At 69.9% G+C, this 19,216-nt stretch carries 22 protein-coding genes; 12 read left to right on the top strand and 10 right to left on the bottom strand.

Annotation, left to right across the window (positions count from 1 at the left end; genetic code table 11):
- Positions 1–61 precede the first annotated feature (61 nt).
- Positions 62–1,855, top strand: a complete 1,794-nt coding sequence (locus tag AB0J95_RS15840; protein WP_364757612.1) for an RICIN domain-containing protein — start codon at positions 62–64, stop codon at positions 1,853–1,855.
- Here the strand turns inward: AB0J95_RS15840 and AB0J95_RS15845 are convergent.
- Complete coding sequence (locus tag AB0J95_RS15845; protein ID WP_364757613.1) at positions 1,843–2,397, bottom strand: TetR family transcriptional regulator; 555 nt, start codon at positions 2,395–2,397, stop codon at positions 1,843–1,845. The genes AB0J95_RS15840 and AB0J95_RS15845 overlap by 13 nt on opposite strands.
- Positions 2,398–2,450: 53 nt before the next feature.
- On the opposite strand from AB0J95_RS15845, the gene AB0J95_RS15850 reads away from it, so the two are divergent.
- Positions 2,451–2,852 (top strand): hypothetical protein, encoded by a 402-nt coding sequence (locus tag AB0J95_RS15850; RefSeq protein ID WP_364757615.1) that lies wholly within the window; start codon positions 2,451–2,453, stop codon positions 2,850–2,852.
- A gap of 1 nt (position 2,853) precedes the next feature.
- On the opposite strand, the gene AB0J95_RS15855 is transcribed toward AB0J95_RS15850, so the two are convergent.
- Positions 2,854–3,369 (bottom strand): AAA family ATPase, encoded by a 516-nt coding sequence (locus AB0J95_RS15855; RefSeq protein WP_364757617.1) that lies wholly within the window; start codon positions 3,367–3,369, stop codon positions 2,854–2,856.
- Positions 3,370–3,600: 231 nt separating this feature from the next.
- Positions 3,601–4,212: a TetR family transcriptional regulator gene (locus AB0J95_RS15860; protein WP_364757618.1), complete on the bottom strand. Its 612-nt coding sequence runs from the start codon at positions 4,210–4,212 to the stop codon at positions 3,601–3,603.
- Between the two features lie 44 nt (positions 4,213–4,256).
- Between AB0J95_RS15860 and AB0J95_RS15865 the strand changes: the two genes are divergently transcribed.
- Positions 4,257–4,754 (top strand): PPOX class F420-dependent oxidoreductase, encoded by a 498-nt coding sequence (locus AB0J95_RS15865; RefSeq protein ID WP_364757620.1) that lies wholly within the window; start codon positions 4,257–4,259, stop codon positions 4,752–4,754.
- Between the two features lie 9 nt (positions 4,755–4,763).
- Complete coding sequence (locus tag AB0J95_RS15870; protein WP_364757622.1) at positions 4,764–6,326, top strand: acyl-CoA synthetase; 1,563 nt, start codon at positions 4,764–4,766, stop codon at positions 6,324–6,326.
- Between the two features lie 3 nt (positions 6,327–6,329).
- On the opposite strand, the gene AB0J95_RS15875 is transcribed toward AB0J95_RS15870, so the two are convergent.
- Entirely contained in the window at positions 6,330–6,704 is a 375-nt protein-coding gene (locus AB0J95_RS15875; protein WP_364757624.1) for a TetR-like C-terminal domain-containing protein, read from the bottom strand.
- Between the two features lie 43 nt (positions 6,705–6,747).
- Between AB0J95_RS15875 and AB0J95_RS15880 the strand changes: the two genes are divergently transcribed.
- On the top strand, positions 6,748–7,386 hold the full coding sequence (locus tag AB0J95_RS15880; protein ID WP_364757625.1) for an alpha/beta hydrolase fold domain-containing protein: 639 nt from the start codon (positions 6,748–6,750) through the stop codon (positions 7,384–7,386).
- On the opposite strand, the gene AB0J95_RS15885 is transcribed toward AB0J95_RS15880, so the two are convergent.
- Positions 7,383–8,048, bottom strand: a complete 666-nt coding sequence (locus tag AB0J95_RS15885) for a DNA alkylation repair protein (protein ID WP_364757627.1) — start codon at positions 8,046–8,048, stop codon at positions 7,383–7,385. The genes AB0J95_RS15880 and AB0J95_RS15885 overlap by 4 nt on opposite strands.
- Positions 8,049–8,062: 14 nt before the next feature.
- Positions 8,063–9,598: a carboxylesterase family protein gene (locus tag AB0J95_RS15890; protein WP_364757629.1), complete on the bottom strand. Its 1,536-nt coding sequence runs from the start codon at positions 9,596–9,598 to the stop codon at positions 8,063–8,065.
- 259 nt (positions 9,599–9,857) lie between these two features.
- Between AB0J95_RS15890 and AB0J95_RS15895 the strand changes: the two genes are divergently transcribed.
- The 4 genes from AB0J95_RS15895 to ligD all read left to right on the top strand — a co-directional run bounded on the left by AB0J95_RS15895 (position 9,858) and on the right by ligD (position 12,574).
- Positions 9,858–10,073, top strand: coding sequence for a hypothetical protein (locus tag AB0J95_RS15895; protein WP_364757631.1), 216 nt, complete (start codon positions 9,858–9,860; stop codon positions 10,071–10,073).
- A gap of 209 nt (positions 10,074–10,282) precedes the next feature.
- Positions 10,283–10,960, top strand: a complete 678-nt coding sequence (locus AB0J95_RS15900; RefSeq protein ID WP_364757633.1) for a signal peptidase II — start codon at positions 10,283–10,285, stop codon at positions 10,958–10,960.
- Positions 10,961–11,035: 75 nt separating this feature from the next.
- Complete coding sequence (locus AB0J95_RS15905; RefSeq protein ID WP_364757635.1) at positions 11,036–11,488, top strand: DUF4383 domain-containing protein; 453 nt, start codon at positions 11,036–11,038, stop codon at positions 11,486–11,488.
- A 45-nt stretch (positions 11,489–11,533) separates the two neighbouring features.
- A complete protein-coding gene (gene ligD / locus AB0J95_RS15910) occupies positions 11,534–12,574 on the top strand; it encodes a non-homologous end-joining DNA ligase (RefSeq protein WP_364757637.1) in 1,041 nt (346 codons plus the stop codon).
- On the opposite strand, the gene AB0J95_RS15915 is transcribed toward ligD, so the two are convergent.
- The 3 genes from AB0J95_RS15915 to AB0J95_RS15925 are packed head-to-tail and all read right to left on the bottom strand — an operon-like array spanning position 12,560 to position 15,051.
- A complete protein-coding gene (locus AB0J95_RS15915; RefSeq protein WP_364757639.1) occupies positions 12,560–13,042 on the bottom strand; it encodes a hypothetical protein in 483 nt (160 codons plus the stop codon). The two genes, ligD and AB0J95_RS15915, sit on opposite strands and share 15 nt — an antisense overlap.
- Positions 13,039–13,440 carry an STAS domain-containing protein gene (locus tag AB0J95_RS15920; RefSeq protein ID WP_364757641.1) on the bottom strand — a complete coding sequence of 134 codons (402 nt, stop codon included), beginning with the start codon at positions 13,438–13,440 and terminating at the stop codon, positions 13,039–13,041. Before AB0J95_RS15920 ends, AB0J95_RS15915 begins: the two co-directional genes overlap by 4 nt.
- Positions 13,441–13,476: 36 nt before the next feature.
- A complete protein-coding gene (locus AB0J95_RS15925; RefSeq protein WP_364757643.1) occupies positions 13,477–15,051 on the bottom strand; it encodes an MFS transporter in 1,575 nt (524 codons plus the stop codon).
- A gap of 230 nt (positions 15,052–15,281) precedes the next feature.
- Between AB0J95_RS15925 and AB0J95_RS15930 the strand changes: the two genes are divergently transcribed.
- Both AB0J95_RS15930 and AB0J95_RS15935 read left to right on the top strand, forming a co-directional pair.
- Positions 15,282–17,066, top strand: a complete 1,785-nt coding sequence (locus AB0J95_RS15930; RefSeq protein WP_364757645.1) for a sigma-70 family RNA polymerase sigma factor — start codon at positions 15,282–15,284, stop codon at positions 17,064–17,066.
- Positions 17,067–17,213: 147 nt separating this feature from the next.
- Positions 17,214–17,714, top strand: a complete 501-nt coding sequence (locus AB0J95_RS15935) for a PadR family transcriptional regulator (protein ID WP_364757647.1) — start codon at positions 17,214–17,216, stop codon at positions 17,712–17,714.
- Here the strand turns inward: AB0J95_RS15935 and AB0J95_RS15940 are convergent.
- Positions 17,711–18,688 carry a hypothetical protein gene (locus AB0J95_RS15940; RefSeq protein WP_364757649.1) on the bottom strand — a complete coding sequence of 326 codons (978 nt, stop codon included), beginning with the start codon at positions 18,686–18,688 and terminating at the stop codon, positions 17,711–17,713. The two genes, AB0J95_RS15935 and AB0J95_RS15940, sit on opposite strands and share 4 nt — an antisense overlap.
- Before the next feature lie 223 nt (positions 18,689–18,911).
- Here AB0J95_RS15940 and AB0J95_RS15945 point away from each other — a divergent pair, with 223 nt between their 5' ends.
- A complete protein-coding gene (locus AB0J95_RS15945; RefSeq protein ID WP_364757650.1) occupies positions 18,912–19,166 on the top strand; it encodes a hypothetical protein in 255 nt (84 codons plus the stop codon).
- The last annotated feature ends 50 nt before the right edge of the window (positions 19,167–19,216 follow it).

A 19,216-nucleotide genomic window follows, 5' to 3' on the forward strand; every position in this document is an offset into this window, starting at 1 on the left:
AGGCACTACCATCAGGTTCCGGCGCCTATGTTAGCGCTAACATACCCTGCTGGAGGCCGCGATGAAGCTCAGCCTCGCAAGACGCATGCCCGCACTGGTGGCCGCGGTGGCGCTGGCGATCACGATGGTCGTCGCGGTCAGCACGCCGAAAGTGGCCCAGGCTTGGGACAACGGCACAGCCGACACCCCACCGCTGGGCTGGAACAGTTACGACGCCTTCAACTGGAGCGTCACTGAGGCGGACGTCAAGGCGAACGCCGACTACATGCGCGACAACCTCAAGCAGTACGGCTGGCAGTACATCATCGTCGACTGGGCCTGGTACTTCCCTGGACGGCACACCGGCAGCCCGAACCAGGACGCGAACCTCAACCCGCGGCTGCGCATGGACGCCAACGGCCGCCTCCTGCCGGACACCACCCGGTTTCCCTCAGCGGCAGGCAACAACGGCTTCAAACCGCTCGCGGACTACATCCACGGGCGAGGCCTGAAGTTCGGCGTGCACCTGATGCGCGGCATTCCCAGGCAGGCCGTGGCGGACAACGTGCCGATCCTCGGCACCTCCTGCCGTGCCAACCAGATCAACAATGACACCACGGCGGCCTGGCTGAACCTCATGTGGGGCTTGAACATGAGCCAGCCCTGCGCGCAGGCGTACCTCGACTCGGTGTTCCAGCTGCTGGCCGGCTGGGGCGTCGACTTCGTCAAGGTCGACGACATCGCCGCGCCGACCTACCGGCAGGGCGAGATCGAGGGCTACCGGCAGGCCATCCAGCACAGCGGACGGCCGATGGTGCTCAGCCTCTCCCCTGGCCCGACACCGCTTTCCGCCGGGTCGCACGTGCAGGCCAACGCGAACATGTGGCGCATTGTCAACGATCTGTGGGACGACTGGGGCAGCCTCAACGCCTTGTTCGACCAGCTGCGCAACTGGACGCCGTACCGGGCGAAAGGCGCATACCCGGACCCGGACATGATCCCGATAGGACGGTTGTCGAAGGTCGGACCCGTTGGCTCGCCTCGCTATTCCAACCTGACGCCGGACGAGCAACGCACGCTGATGTCGTTGTGGGCCATCAACCGGTCGCCGTTGATGTGGGGTGGCAACCTCGTCGAGAACCGGCCCGCCGACCTGGCGCTGATGACCAACGCGGCAGTGCTGGCCGTGGACCAGAACAGCACCAACAACCGCCAGATCGTCGACGGCGTCCGTCAGGTGTGGGCCGCCGACATCCCTGGCAGCAACGACAAGTACGTCGCACTGTTCAATAGGGACGGTGCCGCCGGGAACGTGTCGCTCAGCCTGGCCGCTCTCGGCGCGGGCTCGGCGGCCGTGACGGATCTGTGGTCCGGAGCCGATCTCGGCACGGTCAGTGGAACTTTCACCCGGTCGCTGCCTGCCCACGGCGCCGGGCTGTACCGGATCTCACCGCGGTCGACCGCCACGGTGTCCACCCTCACGGCCCGTCACAGCGGCAAACTGCTGGACGTCTACAACCTGTCCACTGCGGACGGTGCGGACGTCGTTCAGTGGACCGGCAACGGGCAGAACAACCAGCGGTGGGAGTTCCGCGATGCCGGTGGCGGCTATTCCACCGTGGTCAACGTCAACAGCGGCAAGTGCCTCGACGTGTACGGCGAGTCCACCGCTGACGGCGCCCGGATCACGCAGTGGACCTGCCACGGCGGCACCAACCAGCAGTGGCGGATCCAGGACGTGGGCAGCGGCTACCTCGAGCTGATCGCCCGGCACAGCAACAAATGCCTGGCCATCAAGGATGCCGCCACCACCGACGGGGCCCTGGCCGTGCAAATGCCCTGCGGCAGCCAGCAATGGCAGCGTCAAACGGTCTGAGCCAGCGCGCCTCGGACGACGGTCTCGAAGATCGGCCGTGCGTCGGTCTCCACGTGCCGCGCGATGCGGTTCATGAACAGGCCGTCGAAGCAGGCGGCCAGCGCTTGCGCCGCGGCGTCCGGATCCCGGGCGCCGAGGCGGGCCAGCGCCGGCACGACGAGGTCGGCCATCCTGGCCCGGCCGCGCATGAGCGCCTGCCGCAGGGTCTCGTCATGGGCGCCCTCGACCCACAGCACCATCCGGGCGGCCGTCACGGTGCGGTTCGGGCCGGTCATGAAGTCGATGAGCCGGCACGCCTCGTCCACGAACTCGTCCGCCGATGAGGGCCGGTGGAGCGCGGCGCTCACCGCCGGGGTCTCCTGCTCCAGCATCCACTCCACCACCCCGGCGAGCAGCGCCGCCCGGGTGCGGAAGTAGTTGGACGTGGTGCCTTTGGGCAGTCCGGCCTGTTCGTCGATGCGGGCGTGGGTCAGGGCACGCAGCCCGCCGGTCCCCAGCAGCTCGATCGCCGCGCTGAGGGCCTGTTCTCGCTTCGCGGTCACCCTAACACTATATACCTAGTGTTTTTTCACGACGAACATAGTACGCTCGGGCGATGACAGCTATCGCAGCACTCGTTGCCTGGGTGATCAGCGCCGGTGTCGGCGTGGTCATGCTTCTTCGTTGGCGCCGTGCCGTGCCTCCGCCGCCGGCCGCGCTCATCCACCTCGCCGCCGCGGCGACCGGCCTGGCCCTGTGGATCACGTACCTGTCCACCGACCGGCCCGCCGCCCTGGCCTGGGTGACGTTCGGCGTGCTCATCGTCATCAACGGCCTCGGCGACATGCTGCTGACCGTTCGCTGGCGCGCCCGCCGGGCCAACACCGGCCACGGTTCGGCGATACTCGACTACTTCCGGGCGGCGCGGGAAGTCATGTCCGGCAAACGACCGGCCGCCTTGGCGCACGCCTTCCTCGCCCCCGCCATCCTGGTCCTGGTCCTGGTCACCGCCCTGTGACTCACTTCAGCCGGAAGTCACCGCGCCGGACCTCGGCGGCGGTCTGTTCGACATCCAGGTCCCTGGTGTCGATCACATAGTCCTCAAGCTCGCCGAGCTGCGCGAACGCGCCGTACAACCCGGTAATCGCCGCAACATCCTTCAACTCCCGGCCGGCCCGCTCCCGTGCGCGCGTCAACGTCGTCTCCAGGTCCGGCCGGAGGACCACATAGGACAGTTCGCTGAACGCGTCCCGGAACGGCGCCAGAAACCACGGCCCCACAATGCCATCCACCACCACGTCGTAACCGCCACGTGCGAACGTGCGTGTGGTGCCCACGATCGCCTCGATGACCACCTCGTTCTGCCGCTGCGCCTCGGGCAGGAACGGCAGAACGAACCCCGCGCGGATCGACCGGTAGAACTGGTCGGTCACCAGATGCACCGTCGGCACGCTCGCGTTCGTCGCCAGCACCTCCGCCACGGTCGTCTTCCCCGCACCGGGCGGGCCGGTCAAGATGATCACTTCACCGCTCATGACCAGCGAAGTTAGCCGCGAAATCTCCCGAGAAACAGTCTTTTCTTTCCGGCGGCGCTCAGCCGCCTGCGGCTGTCTGCCGTTGGCACCGCGGGCGACTACAACGCCGCCGGTAGCAGGTCCCTGGCGAGGCCGCGCCGAGGAGGAAGGTGTTCCCAGGCGAGGATTTTCTCAACGTCGCCGCCGGCGGCACGATCCGGAACCGTCGTTGGACCGACGAGCGGGCGGCGGTCATTCCGTGTCGCGGATGGTGATCGAGGCCAGGGCGCGGTGGATGAGGTCCGGGAGTGCTCCGCCGTGGTGGAGCCAGTCGTCGAGGGCGATGCGGACGGAGGCCATCGCGAGGGCGGCGAGCAGGCGGGGGCGCGGGTCGGGGGCGGCATGGGGGTCGGGGAGGTCGGTGAAGCGGGGGGTGAGGAGGTCGGCGATGGCGTGTTCGTAGCGGAGGTAGGCCTGGGCGGTCCAGGCATTGAGGGCTGGGGAGGAACGGGTGAGGCGAGCCAGTTCGCGGATCTGGTCGCGGTAGGCGGGGAACTGGCCGGCGAGCTCGCCGAAGGCCGCGACCAGCGCCTCATGCGCGGGGAGGTGGCCGGGTTGGTGGGCGATCGCGTCGGTGACGAGGGTGAGCCATGGACCGGTGATGCCTTCGGCGACGGCGCTTTCCTTGGTGTCGTAGTACCGGAAGAACGTGGCCCGGCCGACCTCGGCGTCCGCCGCGATCTGGTCCACGGTGGTGTTGCCGACGCCCTGCAGACCGGCGAGCCGGGCCGCTGAGGCGGCGATCCGGGCGTTTGTCGCCCGCCTCTTGCGGACCGCAAGCCCCTCCGGTTCACTGTGAGACATAGTCTCATTCTGGACTAAGTCTCACCGAGCGGCAAAGGGGCCTCATGGGAGTGAACCAGCGCGGTCAGGTCGTGATGTCCGCCGAAGAGATCGCCCAGTTCCTCACCGAGCAGCGCGTCGCGACGCTGGCGACCATCGCTCCGTCAGGGCAGCCACACCTCGTCGCGATGTGGTACGCCGTGATCGACGGTGTGCTGTGGTTCGAGACGAAGGCCAAGTCGCAGAAGGCCGTGAACATCCGGCGCGACAGCCGCGTCACCGTCATGATCGAGACCGGCCAGACCTACGACACCCTGCGCGGGGTCGCGCTGGAAGGGCACGCCGAGATCGTCGACGACCCCGACGCGTTGTGGGCGGTCGGCGTGAACGTGTGGGAACGCTACAACGGGCCCTACAGCGAGGAAGTCCGGCCGATGGTCGAGTTCATGCTGACCAAGCGGGTGGCCGTGCGCGTCGACGTCGCCCGCACCCGGTCGTGGGACCACCGCAAACTCGGCCTGCCCGCGCTCCCGCTCGGCGGCAGCACCGCCGCCCACCTGTGAGGCACGGCAATGGAATTCAACCTGGCCGACCTGTTCGAGCACATCGCCGACGCGGTCCCCGACCGCGAAGCCCTGTCCGTGAACGGAAAGACCCTCACCTACCGCGAACTCGACCGGCGCGCCAACCAACTCGCCCACCACTTCACCGCGGCCGGTATCGGGCCCGGTGACCATGTCGGCTGCCACCTGATGAACGGCGCCGAATACCTCGAGACCATGCTCGCCCTGATGAAGATCCGCGCGGTGCCGATCAACGTCAACTACCGGTACGTCCGCGACGAACTGCGGTACCTCTACGACAACGCGGATCTCGTCGGACTGGTGTACGACACCGAGTTCGCCGACCGGATCGCCGAGGTTCTGCCTGCCGTCCCCCGGTTACGGCACCTGATCGCCGTCGGCGCGGAACTGCCCGGCTCGCTGCGGTATGAGGAAGCGTTGGCGGAGCAGCCCGTCGACCGGACCGGTTTGCCCGACCGTTCCGCCGACGACCTGGTGATCATCTACACCGGCGGCACCACCGGCCTGCCCAAGGGCGTCATGTGGCGCCATGAGGACCTGCTCTTCGGCGGCATGAGTGGTGGCGCGCCACCACTTGCGCGCCCCGAGGACGCCGGGCCTCGCGCGGCCGCCGCCCCTCCCCTGGTGATGTTCGCCGCGCCGCCGCTCATGCACGGCACTGCCGTGCTCGCCGCCTTCATCACGTTCCTTGGTGGTGGCAAGGTCTGCCTGGTCCGCAAGTACTCCGGCGGCGAAGCCGTCCGCGTGATCGAGGAACAGGGCTGCCAGACCATGATGATCGTCGGCGACGCGATGGCCATGCCGCTCGTCGAAGCCCTGGACGCACAGCCCCGGCCGCTGCCGTCGCTGCGGATCATCGCCAGCGCCGGAGCCCTGCTGACCGAACCGGTCCGCGACCGGCTGCGCGCGCACTTGCCCGATCTGTACATTGTGGACAGCTTTGGGTCCACGGAGACCGGACACAGTGGAGCGGGCATGGACCATGGCCTGCGCTTCACCGTCAATGACACCACAACCGTCCTTGACGACACCCTCCGGCCGGTCGCGCCCGGCAGCGGCGTGGTCGGCCAGGTGGCCCGCCGCGGTCACATCGCGCTGGGTTACTACGGTGATCCCGGCAAGACGGCCCGCACGTTCGTTGAAGTCGAAGGCGTCCGCTGGGTCCTGTCCGGCGACCACGCCACAGTGGACAGTGACGGCACCGTGAACTTCCTCGGCCGCGGCGCCATCTGCATCAACTCGGGCGGCGAGAAGATCCACCCCGAGGAGGTCGAGGCCGCGCTCAAGACCCACCCCGCGGTCACCGACGCCGTGGTCGCGGGCATCCCGGACCCGCGCTGGGGCCAGAAAGTCGCCGCGGTACTGCAAATCCGGCCCACCGCGGCCGTGCCGACCCGGCAGGACCTGGAAAACCACCTCGCCCCGCTGATCGCCCGGTACAAGCTTCCCCGCTTCACCCACGTCGTGCCCCAGATCCAACGGTCCCCGTCGGGCAAACCGGACTACCGCTGGGCCACCGAAACCCTCGTCGACGCAGCCCGGGACAGCTGAATCTCAGGTCTCCTCGGCGAAGTACCGCAGGACCATGTCGCTCAAGGCGGTGACGTCGGCCTCCACCATCGGGGCGCCGGTCATGCCGAGGCGGTGCAAGAGTGTGCCGACGACGACGTCGATGAACAACAGCACCCGGTGTTCCGGTTCGCCAAGGGCCTCCTGGGTGGCGATCCGGTACGGGTCCTGGAACCGGCTGGACAGGATCTCCCGCAGCGAAGGGTCGCTGACGGCGTCGACGAACACGCCCGCGAACGCCGCGCCCAGCCCGGGTTCGCCGATCTTGGCCGCGATCCAGCGGATGGCCGACGCCATGTCGGCCCGCGGATCGGCGCCCGTCAACGGAACCGGGCCCAACGCATCCAACAGGCAGTCCACGATCAGCGCGCCCTTCGACGGCCAGCGGCGGTAGATCGTCGTCTTGACGACGACCGGACCGCGGCGCCGCGATCCGCTGGCAGGAGGTGACCTTGCCCGACCGCGAGGTCCGCGTGCGGGTGTACCGGCCGCGGCGCGACGGGGGGATGTCCTGCGGCACGTCCTGGACCATGCCACGGTCTGGGGCATCGATCCGCCGCGGACCGCCCTGTTCGGCGAGAGCTGCGGCGCGTTGATTGCCGCGCTGATCGCGTTGCGCGGCAAGGATATCCGGGCACAGGTGATGGTCAATCCCGCCCTGGACGTGACCGCCAAGATGTTCGACCACGACTCGATGACCCGGCATGCGCAGAGCCCGATGCTGACGATGAACCTGCTGCGGTTCTTCCACACGCTGGCGATTCCGTTGGGCACGGACCCAGAACCGCTGCCCCCCTTGCACGCCGATTTGACCGGCGTCGCTCCGGCGCTCGTGGTGGTGCCGACCGTCGACCCGGTGGCCGACCACGGCCGTCGTTACGTCGAACGGCTCCGCGAGGCGGGCACCCCGGCGAGGCTGACCGAACATCCCGGGGCGCCGCACGCGTTCCTCAGCCTGCCGAACCTGATGCCCCAGGCCAAGATCGCGCGCGCGGAGATCACCGCGTTCCTCCGTGAACACCTCGCCGACCAGTCCTCTTAGGACTGTCGTCGCACCATTTCGGTGATCCAGATCGGCGCGAACGGGGACGTGCAGTTCGGTGGCGTCGGGTAGTCCTTGAGGACTTCGAGGCGCTCGCCGATGTCGATCGCGCGGGTGCGCTGGCCGGGGTGGTCGATGCCGATCTGGGCCAGCGTGTGGTTCATCGCCCATTGCAGGCGGTCGGGGGCCTGCTTCATCTCGGCCTCGATCACGTCGAGCAGCCCCGGCAGGTCGAGACCGTCGGGTTTCCTGGTGACGCGTTCGGTGGTCAGCGCCCAGCCGGCGCTCGCGACCACCGGATCGGGATCGTCGAACCAGGCCAGCCGCAGCTCCTCGGCGTGCGGGCTCTTCTTGACGACGTAGTTCACCAGCCAGTCGTGCACCTTGGGGGCACGCGCCTCGCGCAGCATGGTGTCCAGCTCGTCGCGCGTGAACGCCTTCGGACGGCAGACCAGCAGCGCCAGCAGCCGCGCGGCGGTGTCCCCGGTCGCCCACAGCTCGCGCGCCAGGTCCTGCTGCGTTTTCAGCCGCTTCGCGACCGCACGCAGCTTGCTGAGGTTCAGGCCGTGGTCGTCACCGCGTTTCTCGTTGGCCGCGCGCATCTTCGGGTCCTCGAGCGCGGCCAGCTCGGCCATCACCTCAGCCAGCTGGGTACCGGTCATCCCGGCATCCTGCCCTACCCCGGCAAACCGGACCAGAACGCGCACTTGTGGACGGTGGCGAAATCGGTCTCGACCTGTGGCTTCGGCGGGACCAGCGACAGCAGCGGCTGGGTGGCCGGGGTGAACTTCGGCCAGACCGCGGGCGGCCTGCCGGACGCCGCGAAGGTGGTCCAGGCCTGCCGCATGGCCGCCGCCAGCCGTTCCTGATCGGGCGACAGCGCTCCACCGATGGGCAGCTTGAACAGGTACTCCAGCTCGGTGCCGTGCGCGGCGCCCTGCGGGAAGCTGACCGGCGGGAGCAGCGGCGGCGCGTTCTCGTCGTTGAACTCGTAGCCGAACGTCGGCACGTACTTCGACAGCACCGTGTCCACCTTCAGCGCCGGGCAGGCGAAGATCGCGTCGGTGCCCACCGCGCTTAACGCCAGCGGCGGGCTCGGGTAGGCGCTCAGCGGGTACTGCGCGGCGATGACGTTCGCGACCTGGGCGGGCACGTTGAGGACCTGCTGGATCGAGGCGAAGTAGTTGTCCGCCGTGACCCGTTGACCTGCCAGTTCGGCCTGGGCGACGAACAGCCGCCACTCGTCGCGGTTCGACCCGTTGATCACCGGAACACGCGCGAACTGGCCGGACGCGAACGCGGTGCCGATCGACTGGGTGAGCACCTTGCCGTCGATGTTCGGCTCGTAACCGTCCTGGTTCTGGTGGGCGAGCACCGCGGCCACGGACAGGCCCCGCAGGCAGGCCGCGGACTGGTCGGCGCAGCTGGCCGCCGTGGCGAACGCCTGACCCGCGGCTTCGGCCGACTGCAGGGACCGCTGGGTCAGCGCGTAGGCGCCGCTCTGCGCGATGGCGCGGTCGAACAGTCCCCGTGCCGTCGGCGACGCGAGCTGGGAGAGCACGCTCAGGCCGCCCGCGGACTCACCGAAGATCGTCACGTTGCGCGAGTCGCCGCCGAACCGGGCGATGTTGCGTTCCACCCAGCGCAGCGCGGCCTGCTGGTCCATCAGCCCGTAGTTGCCGGACGGCCCGCCCGGCTTGTCCGCGAGGGCGGCGTGCGCCAGGAACCCGAACGCGCCGAGCCGGTAGTTGATGGTCACCACGACCGTGCCGTTGCGAACCAGTCCAGTTGGGTCGTACAGGTCACCCGACCCGCTGACCAGGCCGCCGCCGTGCAGCCACACCATCACCGGCCGGCCATACGCGGGCCTCGATGGCGTGTACACGTTGAGGTACAGGCAATCCTCGGAGTCACTCGCCCGGCCGAACGGGCCGGCCGGCTGCGCGCACGCGGCGCCGAACTTGCTGGCGTCGCGGATGCCGTGCCAGCGGGCGGCGGGCTGGGGCGGCTGCCAGCGCAACGCTCCGGTCGGCGGTGCGGCGTAAGGAATGCCGAGGAACTGGTCGCTGGAATCGGTGGCCACGCCCCGGACCAGGCCACCTGTCGTAAGCACAAGTGGTGCGTGCGGTGCCGGGCTCGCACTGGCCGTACCGGTCAGCGCCGCCGCCAGTGCGGCCACCACGACACCAAGCCTTCGCGCTCTTGGAGACATCCCCAGGCTCCTTCTTGCGAACGTCGGCGGATACCCCACCTTGGCAGGACCGCCGGACGTTGAGAAGGGGTCAATCGGGGCGGGAGTTCTCCTGGTCGTCGGTCGCGTCCTGCTGCCCGTAGACGCGCTCGATGACGTCAGAACAACGCCATTGCGGGAAGTCCGGGTGTTCCCCCGTCCGGTCCGTGCTCGTTTGGAATGATCAGGCGGGGGGTAGCCGGACCGGAAGAGAGTCATCCCTTCGGAGAGGGAGCAGGCTATGAGCGACGTGAACTTCCTCTACCGCCTCCGCGACATCTACCGGATCATCGACTGTTCCCTGGACGCCCGTGACCCCAAGATGTTCCACCGGGCCTGCAAGCAACTGCGAGAGGCCCTCGGCCGGGTGCAGGTTCTGATCGACGGCGCGTCGGTCGCCGACATCGTGTTGAACCAGCCACCGCACCCCGAGCCGAGCACCTCCGGCATGGCGTAGGTGGCTTCCCAGGCGGACATGGGATAAACACCTGCCCCCTAACGGGACCACAACAGGTTTATAACGGCACGGCCCGGGGGATCCTCGCGGTACGGCAGTCGATCCGTCCGGGCCGGTCGCCGGAAGTGCCGCCCGGCCGCGATGCCGACGTTCCCGAGCGCGCTTTTCCTTGGTGCGCCGGGATTTCCGGTATCCAGCAGGGAGGCGCGATGACCCATGCCCGGGTCGACGGGCGGCAGCAGTCCGCTCGTCTACAGTGGACAGTGTTCGCCCTCGTCGCGGTCATCCTCACCGATCAGGCGACCAAGTGGTGGGCCTGGCGGGAAGTGCCGCACGCGCGGATCAACTTCGGCGGCGACCCCCTGGTCAGCCCGGCGGTCGACCGCTGGTACGCCGGCCCGGTGAGCGGCGCGGTGCTCGACTTCCTCGGCGCCGTCGTGCTCGTCCTCGCCGTGTTCGCCTTCCTGCGCAGGCGGCATCCGGTGGTGCTGCGGGCATCCGCCGCCCTCGCGATCGGCGGCTGGATCAGCAACCTCCTTGACCGGCTTGGCATGCACCGGCTGACCGCGCCGGGCAGCGTCCGCGGCGCCGTCGACTTCGTCCCGATCGGCCGGTACTACTTCAACGTCGCGGACTTCTTCATCATCGGCGCCACGCTCGTGTTCGTCGGTGCCCGCATATACCGTTGGGCCACAACGAGTCTGCCCGCCGTCCGGCCCGAGAAGACCGGCACCCCGGCAACAATGCGGCTGCCCGCGCGCATGGGGGCGGTCACCGGCCTCACCGCCCTGGTCGTCGCCGTGACGCTCGGCGCGGCCCACTACGGCGGTGTCACCGTGCCGCCGCAGCTCGACCACAGCACCCGCGTCCCGGCAACCACGAGCTGACGCCCGTTTCGAGCGATTCCAGCCGGGTAGCCGCTCGCGAGGCCGGGAGACTCCCGGACCGCGCAGGGAGGACTCATGTCCCAGACGCAACGTGTCACCCGAACCCCGGTCCAGGCGGCGGCTCTGGTCGTCGGGATCGTATTCCTGGTGGTGGGGATCGCCGGGTTCATCCCCGGCATCACCACGAACTACGACACCATGACGTTCGCCGGACACCACTCCGAGGCCCAGTTGCTGGGCTTGTTCAACGTCTCGATCCTGCACAACCTGGTGCACCTCGCCTTCGGGGTGGCCGGGATCGCGATGGCGCGGACGGCTTCGGCCGCTCGCGCGTTCCTGATCGGCGGCGGCGTGATCTACCTGGTTCTGTGGATCTACGGCCTGGTGATCGACATGAACAGCGCCGCCAACTTCGTCCCGCTCGACGACGCGGACAACTGGCTGCACCTGGTGCTGGGCATCGGCATGATCGCGCTGGGCATCCTGCTGAGCCGCCCCGCGCGTGCATCCCGCATGACGCAACGCTGATCCGGGCTGGTGCGTAGCCGCTGCACACGCGGGTAATCGGCAGGTGTGACGGACAAGCCGAGCCGAGCCGTGGTGCAGCGGCAGCGCGCTCGCCGGGCCAATGGCGAGGGTGCCGCCGAGCCGGGCGCGGTGGGGCACAGCGACTTCAACGGACCCACCGAGGACGAGCTGGCGGCGCTCGACGCGATCAAGGACACCGGCCGCTGGACGGTCGGCGGTCAGGAGGTCCGGCTGACCAACCTCGGCAAGGTCCTGTTCCCCGCCGATCCGCCGATCACCAAACGGGAACTGGTCCGGTACTACGCCACGATCGCCCCGTTCATGCTGCCGTACCTGGCCGACCGCCCGGTGAACGGCCACCGCTACCCCGACGGCGTCGAGCAACCCGGGTTCTGGCACAAGGAAGTGCCGGGTCACGCCCCGAAGTGGTTGACCCAGTGGCACAACAGGAACGCCGACGAGGACGAGACGCAGTGCTACGCGGTCCTCGACAGCGTGCCCGCGCTGGTGTGGATGGCGAACTTCGGGGCGATCGAACTGCACCCGTGGACGTCGAGCCTGACCGATGTCCAGCAGCCGACGTGGGCGCTGGTGGACATCGACCCGGGGGCGCGCACCTCGTTCGACGAGGTTCTGGTGCTCGCCAGGCTGTACCGGACGGCCCTGGACCACCTCGGTGTGACCGGCATGCCGAAAGTGACGGGGCAGCGCGGCATTCAGGTCTGGATACCGGTGCGGCCGGGCTACACGTTCGACGACACCAGGCAGTGGGTGAAGAAGGTCTCCCGCGCCGTGGGGCACACGGTTCCCGACCTCGTCAGCTGGCAGTGGTACCGCGACGACCGGGCCGGGCTGGCCCGGCTGGACTACACCCAGAACGCCATCAACAAGACCCTCGTCGCACCGTTCAGCGTGCGACCGAAGCCCACCGCGCCGGTGTCCGTGCCGATCACGTGGGACGAGCTCGACGATCCCGGCCTGCGCCCGGATCGCTGGACCGTTCGCACCGTGCTCGACCGCGTCGGCCGGACCGGCGATCCGCTGGCCCCGCTGATCGGCATGGCCCAGGACCTACCGAAGCTCTAGCGCCTCGACGCCCGCGCGCACGCGGTATGGTTCCAGGGTCCGCAGCTGGTGCTCGGCCCGGTCGATCAGCGCGTCGAAGTCGATGTCCGGCAGGGACGTCCCGAGCCCGGCCAGGTCGCGCAGCGTCCCCCACAGCTGCTTCTTGCCCTGGAGGCCCATCACCAGGAACTCGAGCTCCTCGAACCGGCTCAGCGGCGAGTACGAGGCCAGCCGCCCGTTCGGCTTGAGCCGGCCGATCCGCTCGGCCACCATCACCATGCCCACCTTGACCGGGTCCGGCCGGATCCCGAGCCTGCGCATGATGGTCCGGAACGTGTCGACGTCCTCGGCGATCTCCGCCGACACCAGCTCGAGTGCCCGGCCGAGTTCGGAATCCTGGTTGCTGCCCCGCGAACGGCGCGCCAGCTCCCGCCAGGCCACGCCGAGCGCGAGCTGGTCCTTCAGGTAGATACCGAGAAAGTTGGTCACCCCGACGGCGTACCCGTCCCGCGGGCATCGAACCGGGTCAGGCAGGCGATCATGGCCGAAGGCATGCTGGGGTGGATGTTGAGCGCGCCCGTGGCCTCGGTGAGCCGCAACAGCCGCACCATGTGCGGGGTTGACGCGACGGTCAGCATCCGGCGGCCGCTGCCGGCCAGCCGCTTGGTGTGTTCCAGCAGCACCCGGATCCCGGCCGCGCCCATCAGCGTGACCTCGCTCAGGTCCACGATGAGATACCGGCTGGCGACCGGCATCCGGGTGCGCAGCTGGTGGTCCAGGGTGCGGCTGCTGTCGGCATCGACCTCGCCGGACAGGCGCACCACCGTCGTCAGATCGCCGGGCTGCGAAACCGTTGTGATCCGCAGCGTCCTTCCCGTACCGGGCACAGGTCCCGTGTACCCGGCTGTCGGGTCGCGAACCCTTCAGACCCAGATCAAGTGCCGCACATGGGGTTTCGCACCGGGCAAGAGCATGCCGCGGGCTTCGGTTTCGAGGTCCCGGTCGCCAACGGTGCCGCGCTCGACATGCTGGCGCCAGTGTTCGTGCCAGGTCGCCACGGTGAACGTCTCCACGAACAGGCACCTGTCGCCGGTGTCCTGGAACAGACCCCACAAGGTCGCGCCGGTTCGCCGGCGCGAGCGGCGCATGCGTTGCCGCATCAGCCGGCCGAAGGTCTCGGCGTGCGCCGGTTCGACCGGCCACTCCACCATGACGAGCACCGGGCCGGCCTCGGAGTCCACGCTCATCGCGCCGGCCGGCTCCGGCCAGTGCCGCACGGCGGTCACGTCGAACCGGGCCTCCGGCAACGGAAGCGCTCGCACGCTGATCAGGGTCGCGACGAGCAGCCCGGCCGCCGGGATGACGAATGCCGCGGTGAGGCTGCCTTCCGCGACGGCTCCCCAGCCCAGCGCACCCAGCGCCTGGCCACCCATGAACACGAACTGCATGTAGGCCAACGCCCTGGCGCGGGTCCACGCCGGGAGCAGCATCTGGGCGGTGGCGCTGAGGGTCGACTGCACGCCGATCCACGCGATGCCGGCCACCAGCAGCACGCCCACGACCACGATGGTGGAGCCGGACAGTCCGACGGCCATCATGGTTCCGCCGAAGACGGCCATGGCGAGGTTCACCATCGCGCCCGTGCCGATCCGGTCACGCAGTCCCGGGACGACCACCGTACCGATGACAGCGCCGAGACCGACGCCGGCCAGCAGCAACCCGTAGCCGCCCGCGCTGAGTCCCAGCTGGTCGCGTGCCACCGCGGGCAACAGCGCCCACAGACCGCTGGCGAACACCATGAACAGGGCGGACCGGGCGAGCACCGTCGCGAACCGGGGCGCGTTGCGGATGTAGCGCAGCCCCGCCCTGGTCGCGCTGAGGATGTGCTCGCTGCCCAGCGGGCGGCGGTCGGGCGGCCGGTCCCAGCGGTACAGCACGAGCAACACACCGAAGAACGAGACGGCGTTGAACGCGAACGTGGCCGCCGGGCCGACTGCCGCGATCAGCGCACCGCCCAGGGCCGGTCCGGCCGCGCGGGCCAGGTTCATGTTGGCGCCGTTGAGCATCGCGGCCAGCGGGATCTCGTCGCGCGGCACGAGTTCGGGCTGGATCGCCTGGTACGACGGCACCGACACGGCCTGCCCGACCGCCATCACGCCGATCAGCAGGAGCAGCAGCCACGGCGTCATGAGGTGCACGGCGGTCAGGATGGCGAGCGCTCCGGCGCCCACGCCCATGAACGCCTGCCCGGTCAGCAGGAGGCGGCGCCGGTCGACGATGTCGCCGAGTGCTCCGGAGGGAACCACCAACAGGAACACCGGCAGCGTGGTGGCGGTCTGCACGAGGGCCACCGCCAGCTCGCCACCGCCGAGGTCGCCCATCAGCCACTGCGCCCCGACCGTCTGCGCCCACGTGCCCACGTTCGCCACGAACTGCGCCGTCCACAGAGCGCGGAACGCCCGGCGGCGCAGCGGCGCCCACGCCGGCAACGCCACCATCGGCCACTCCCTCCGTATCTCCGGGCCAGGTACCCAGTTGTACGGGAGGTATTCGGTGATACCGGCGGCGGAAGGACATGACGGCCACGACTGTCCATTGCGGACCGGTCGGCCGGCGGAATGATCCGTCGCGCACGAAAGCGCACCAGAAAGAGGGATTCGACCATTCGGACTAAGCGACTCGGCCCACGACGCCATCACGGTTTCCCGGTAAAGTCCCGCCATTACGAATGTCACCGAGAGGGGACGACCGGGTGATCGGGCACCCAGATGAGGGCGAGTTAGAGCGGTGGCGGTCGAGCGACGCGACCGTCTTACGCGCCGATCTCGACCGCGCCCTCGGCCGTCGTCTCGGCACAGCGACCACCGACGCGGAGGCGCGCCGGAGGGCGACGCGTCCGCCGCGGGACAGCTCGGCCGCGATCGTCCGGCCGCCGGACCGGGAAAGGGACCGCACGGCCACCACCAGGTGGACCGAGAACGCGACCGAGGTCATTCCCTCGGACGTCGACCTGATCGAAGCCGTGCGCGGCGGGGACCTCGAGGCCTACGGCAAGCTCTACGCGCGCCACGTGGCTTCCGCCCGCAACCTGGCGCGCCAGTTGTCCCGCTCCCCCATCGAGGCGGACGACCTGGTGTCCGAGGCCTTCGCCAAGGTGCTGTCGTCGCTGCGCGCGGGCGGTGGCCCGGAGACGGCCTTCCGCCCGTACCTGCTGGCCGCGTTGCGGCACACCGCCTACGACAAGACCAAGCGGGAGCGCAAGCTCGAGCTGGCCGAGGACGTCGAGGCCGTCGCGGGCGCCGAGCGGTACACCGCGGTGCCGTTCGACGACACCGCCGAGGAGAAGCTGAACCGGTCGCTGGCCGCCACCGCGTTCTCCGCCCTGCCCGACCGGTGGCAGACGGTGTTGTGGCACACCGAGATCGAGGGTGAGCCGCCCGCAGATGTCGCGCCGCTGCTCGGCCTGACCAGCAACGGTGTTTCCGCACTGGCGTACCGGGCCCGTGAAGGCTTGCGGAAGGCGTACCTGCAGGCGCACGTGGCGCACGCCCCGTCGGAGCGTTGCCGCGCCACGGCCGCCAGGCTGGGGGCCTGGACGCGTGAGGGGCTGTCGAAACGCGAGACCGCCCAGGTCGAGGCGCACCTCGACAAATGCGACAACTGCCGGGCCCTCGCCGCCGAACTGGCCGACGTCAACCGAGCGCTGCGTGCGGTTGTCGCGCCGCTCGTTCTCGGCGCTGGGACCGCGGGCTACCTGGCCGCCACGGCGGGCAAGGCGAGCGCTGCGGCGACGGTCGCCGCCACCAGCGCGACCTTGACGCCTCCCTTGCTCAGCGCGGCGGCCTCGACCGTGGCGCTGACCGTTGCCATCGTGACGGGACTGGGCGGGCCGGCCACCCCCGCCGGGCCCTCGGCCATCGCCAGACCGCCCGCGTCCAGCGTTCAGGGCACGTCCACGGCGCCGGTCGGGCAGACCAGCTCCTCGGCGGCTTCCTCGGTGCCCAGCGGGAGCGTCGCGCCATCAGCCGGTACCTCAGTGGCACCGCCGGGTGCCGGTGGCGGCCCGAGTGCCGGCGCACCCCCGGGCACGCCAGGCACTTCGAGTGCTCCGAACGGCGCACCGGCCCTGACTCCGAACGCCCCTTCCGCGTTCGCGATGACCACCGGCGGCCCGCCCACGGACCTGCCCATCACCATCAGCAACACCGGCACGGGACCCGCACCGGCCCCGACCTTGACGCTGTCGTTGCCGGACAACATCAAGGTGGTCGGACCGGGCAACAACCTCGCCGGGCCGCCGCTGCTGGTGCTCAACGCCGCGCCGCGAACGGTCGGTTGCCCGGCGGGCAAGGGCACGGTCACGTGCTCGTCCGGCCAGCAGCTGGCGCCGGGCGAGTCGGTCACGTTCGTCTTCCGCCTGCACGCGGGCCCCAAGTCGGAGGGCGGCACGCTCACCGCCACCAGCGGCGCGCTGCGGATCACGATCCCGGTGACGGTCACGCCGAAGAAATAGCCGCGTCCACTGTGGACCTCAGTCGAGCATCGTCCATAGTGGACAATTCTCGGCGCCCTTGCTCGACAGCCCGACGTACGCCAACTGCGCGCCGCGGTGGGCGTCACCCGGGCGGTGACTCGCGTCCTGGGGCTCTAGGCTCTGGGCATGCAGTGGGCGTTGCCGGAGTGGGTCGTGCTGGCGTTGGTGGCCGAGGAGCCTCGGCATGGGTTCGCCATCGCCGCGCTGACCGCCGAGGGCGGCCCGGTCGGCCGGGTCTGGCAGATCCCACGGCAGATGATCTACCGGTCGATCGGCCGGCTGGAGACCGCGGGCCTGCTGGAACCGCGCACCGTGGAGTCCGGCCCCGGCCCGCAGCGGACGGTCTACCAGCTCACTCCCGAGGGCCGGGCCGCCGCCGAGGACTGGCTGCGGCAGCCGGTCGTCCACGTCCGCGAGTTGCGCTCGCACCTGTTGCTGAAGCTGGCGCTGCTCGACCGCCGCGGGATCGAGTCCGGTCCGTTGCTGAAACGCCAGCAGGAAGTGCTCGAACCCATCGTCGAAGCCCTTGCCACGGCCCGCAAACAGGACGGCTTCGACGCGGTGCTGCGGGCGTGGCGCTACACGAACGCGGCCGCGGCCCTGCGCTTCGTCGAAGACCTGCTCTAGGCCGAAACGCCTGCCCGGCGGCGGATCCAGGTCTCCGGCTGGCCGCTTTCCCTGGCGATCGCGCGCCAGCTCATCCCCGCGGCTCGGCGATCGGCGAGGTACGAGTCGATGCCGGGGAAACCGAAACGGCTCGCGAGGGCTGCGGCGCGTTCGTCGCGGACCTTGCGTTTGGTGGCGTGCGCGGTCTGCTGGAGGCCGTGGCGGGCCAGGGCCGACTCGACGGCGTTGCGGCTCGCCCCGATCTCGGCCGCGATGGCGCGGACGGTGCACGACCGCACGACATGACGATCGGTCAGATAGCTTGCCACGTCGGCGAAGCCGAGCTTTTCCAGCTTCGGCAGCCAGGGTGCGTCCCAGACCCGGCCGGCCGGGCTGGCCTCGGCGAACCGCGCGGCTTCGGGGTCCACAGTGGACAGATTGCGGCACATCCAGTCCTTGTGCAGCCCGGCTTCCCGGCTGATCGCGGCCAGGCTCGCCCCGGCGGCGACCCGGTCGCGCACCAGCGAGCCGATGTCGGCGAACCCCAGCCGGGTGGCCGCCTCGGCGGCGGTCTGCCGGAGCTGGTCGGCGACCTGGCGCCGCCTGCCCTCGGCGCGCGCCTCCGGTGAGGTGGCGGCGAGGGTCTGCAACGTCTTGCGCCGCCGTTGTTCCGGCTGCGGGCGGCCCCGCGAGGCGTCGGCGGCGGCCTTGGTCAGTGCTCCGGACCGGGCCAGCGCCCGCCCTTGCTCTCCCCCGGCCCGCAACACCGGATCGGCGTCCCGCCGCACCCGGAACGCCCGTTCCCGGCGTTGGCGGGTGGCCATGCCCTCCAGCGACACCCCGCGTTCGAGGCCGAACGCCTCCCGGTAGGCCAGGTGGTCCCAGCCGTGCGAGGGCAGGTGCGCGGTGACCGACCGGAACCAGCGTTCACACAGGTAACACTGCACGTAGTCGCCCTCCCGGACGACCGTCCCCACCACCGCGGCGCTGGACACCGGTCTACACCTCCAACCAACTAGTCACAGAGAGACTAGTTGGACCCGGAGCCCGGAATCAAGATCGGGCTATTCTCAGCGAGGTGCGGGGGCATCGCGGCGGCCGTGGCCGCGACAACGCGGCCGCCCGCAACCGACCCGCCCCGGAGATCACCATTGAGCGGTTCGGCGCGCTTGCTGGCACGAGGCCACGCTGGGTGAGGCCGCCGAGCTCGCCGGGCCGGTGCTGGACCGGCACGTCGCCGCCGCGGTGAACGGCCGCCAGGTCAGCCGCGATCCGTTGCTGCCGCCGGGAGCGGGCGATTCGGTGGCGTTCCTGCCAGCAGGCGGCCGAGCAGGCTCGAAGCGGGAACACTTGAGTCCTGTCCGGACAGTCCGCACCGGACTCAACCTCCTCCGCTTCGGCGCGAGCCACGACGAGGTGGTCGCGGCGCTGAGCCACCGGCTTGCCACCCCGCGCTACCGAAGCTCGGCCTGATCGTCCGCGTCCAGCGCGCAGGTGCTGTGGTCGGGGAGTTCCAACCCAGA

This window comes from Actinocrispum sp. NPDC049592 (genome assembly GCF_040675465.1).
Taxonomy (GTDB): Bacteria; Actinomycetota; Actinomycetes; order Mycobacteriales; family Pseudonocardiaceae; genus Kibdelosporangium.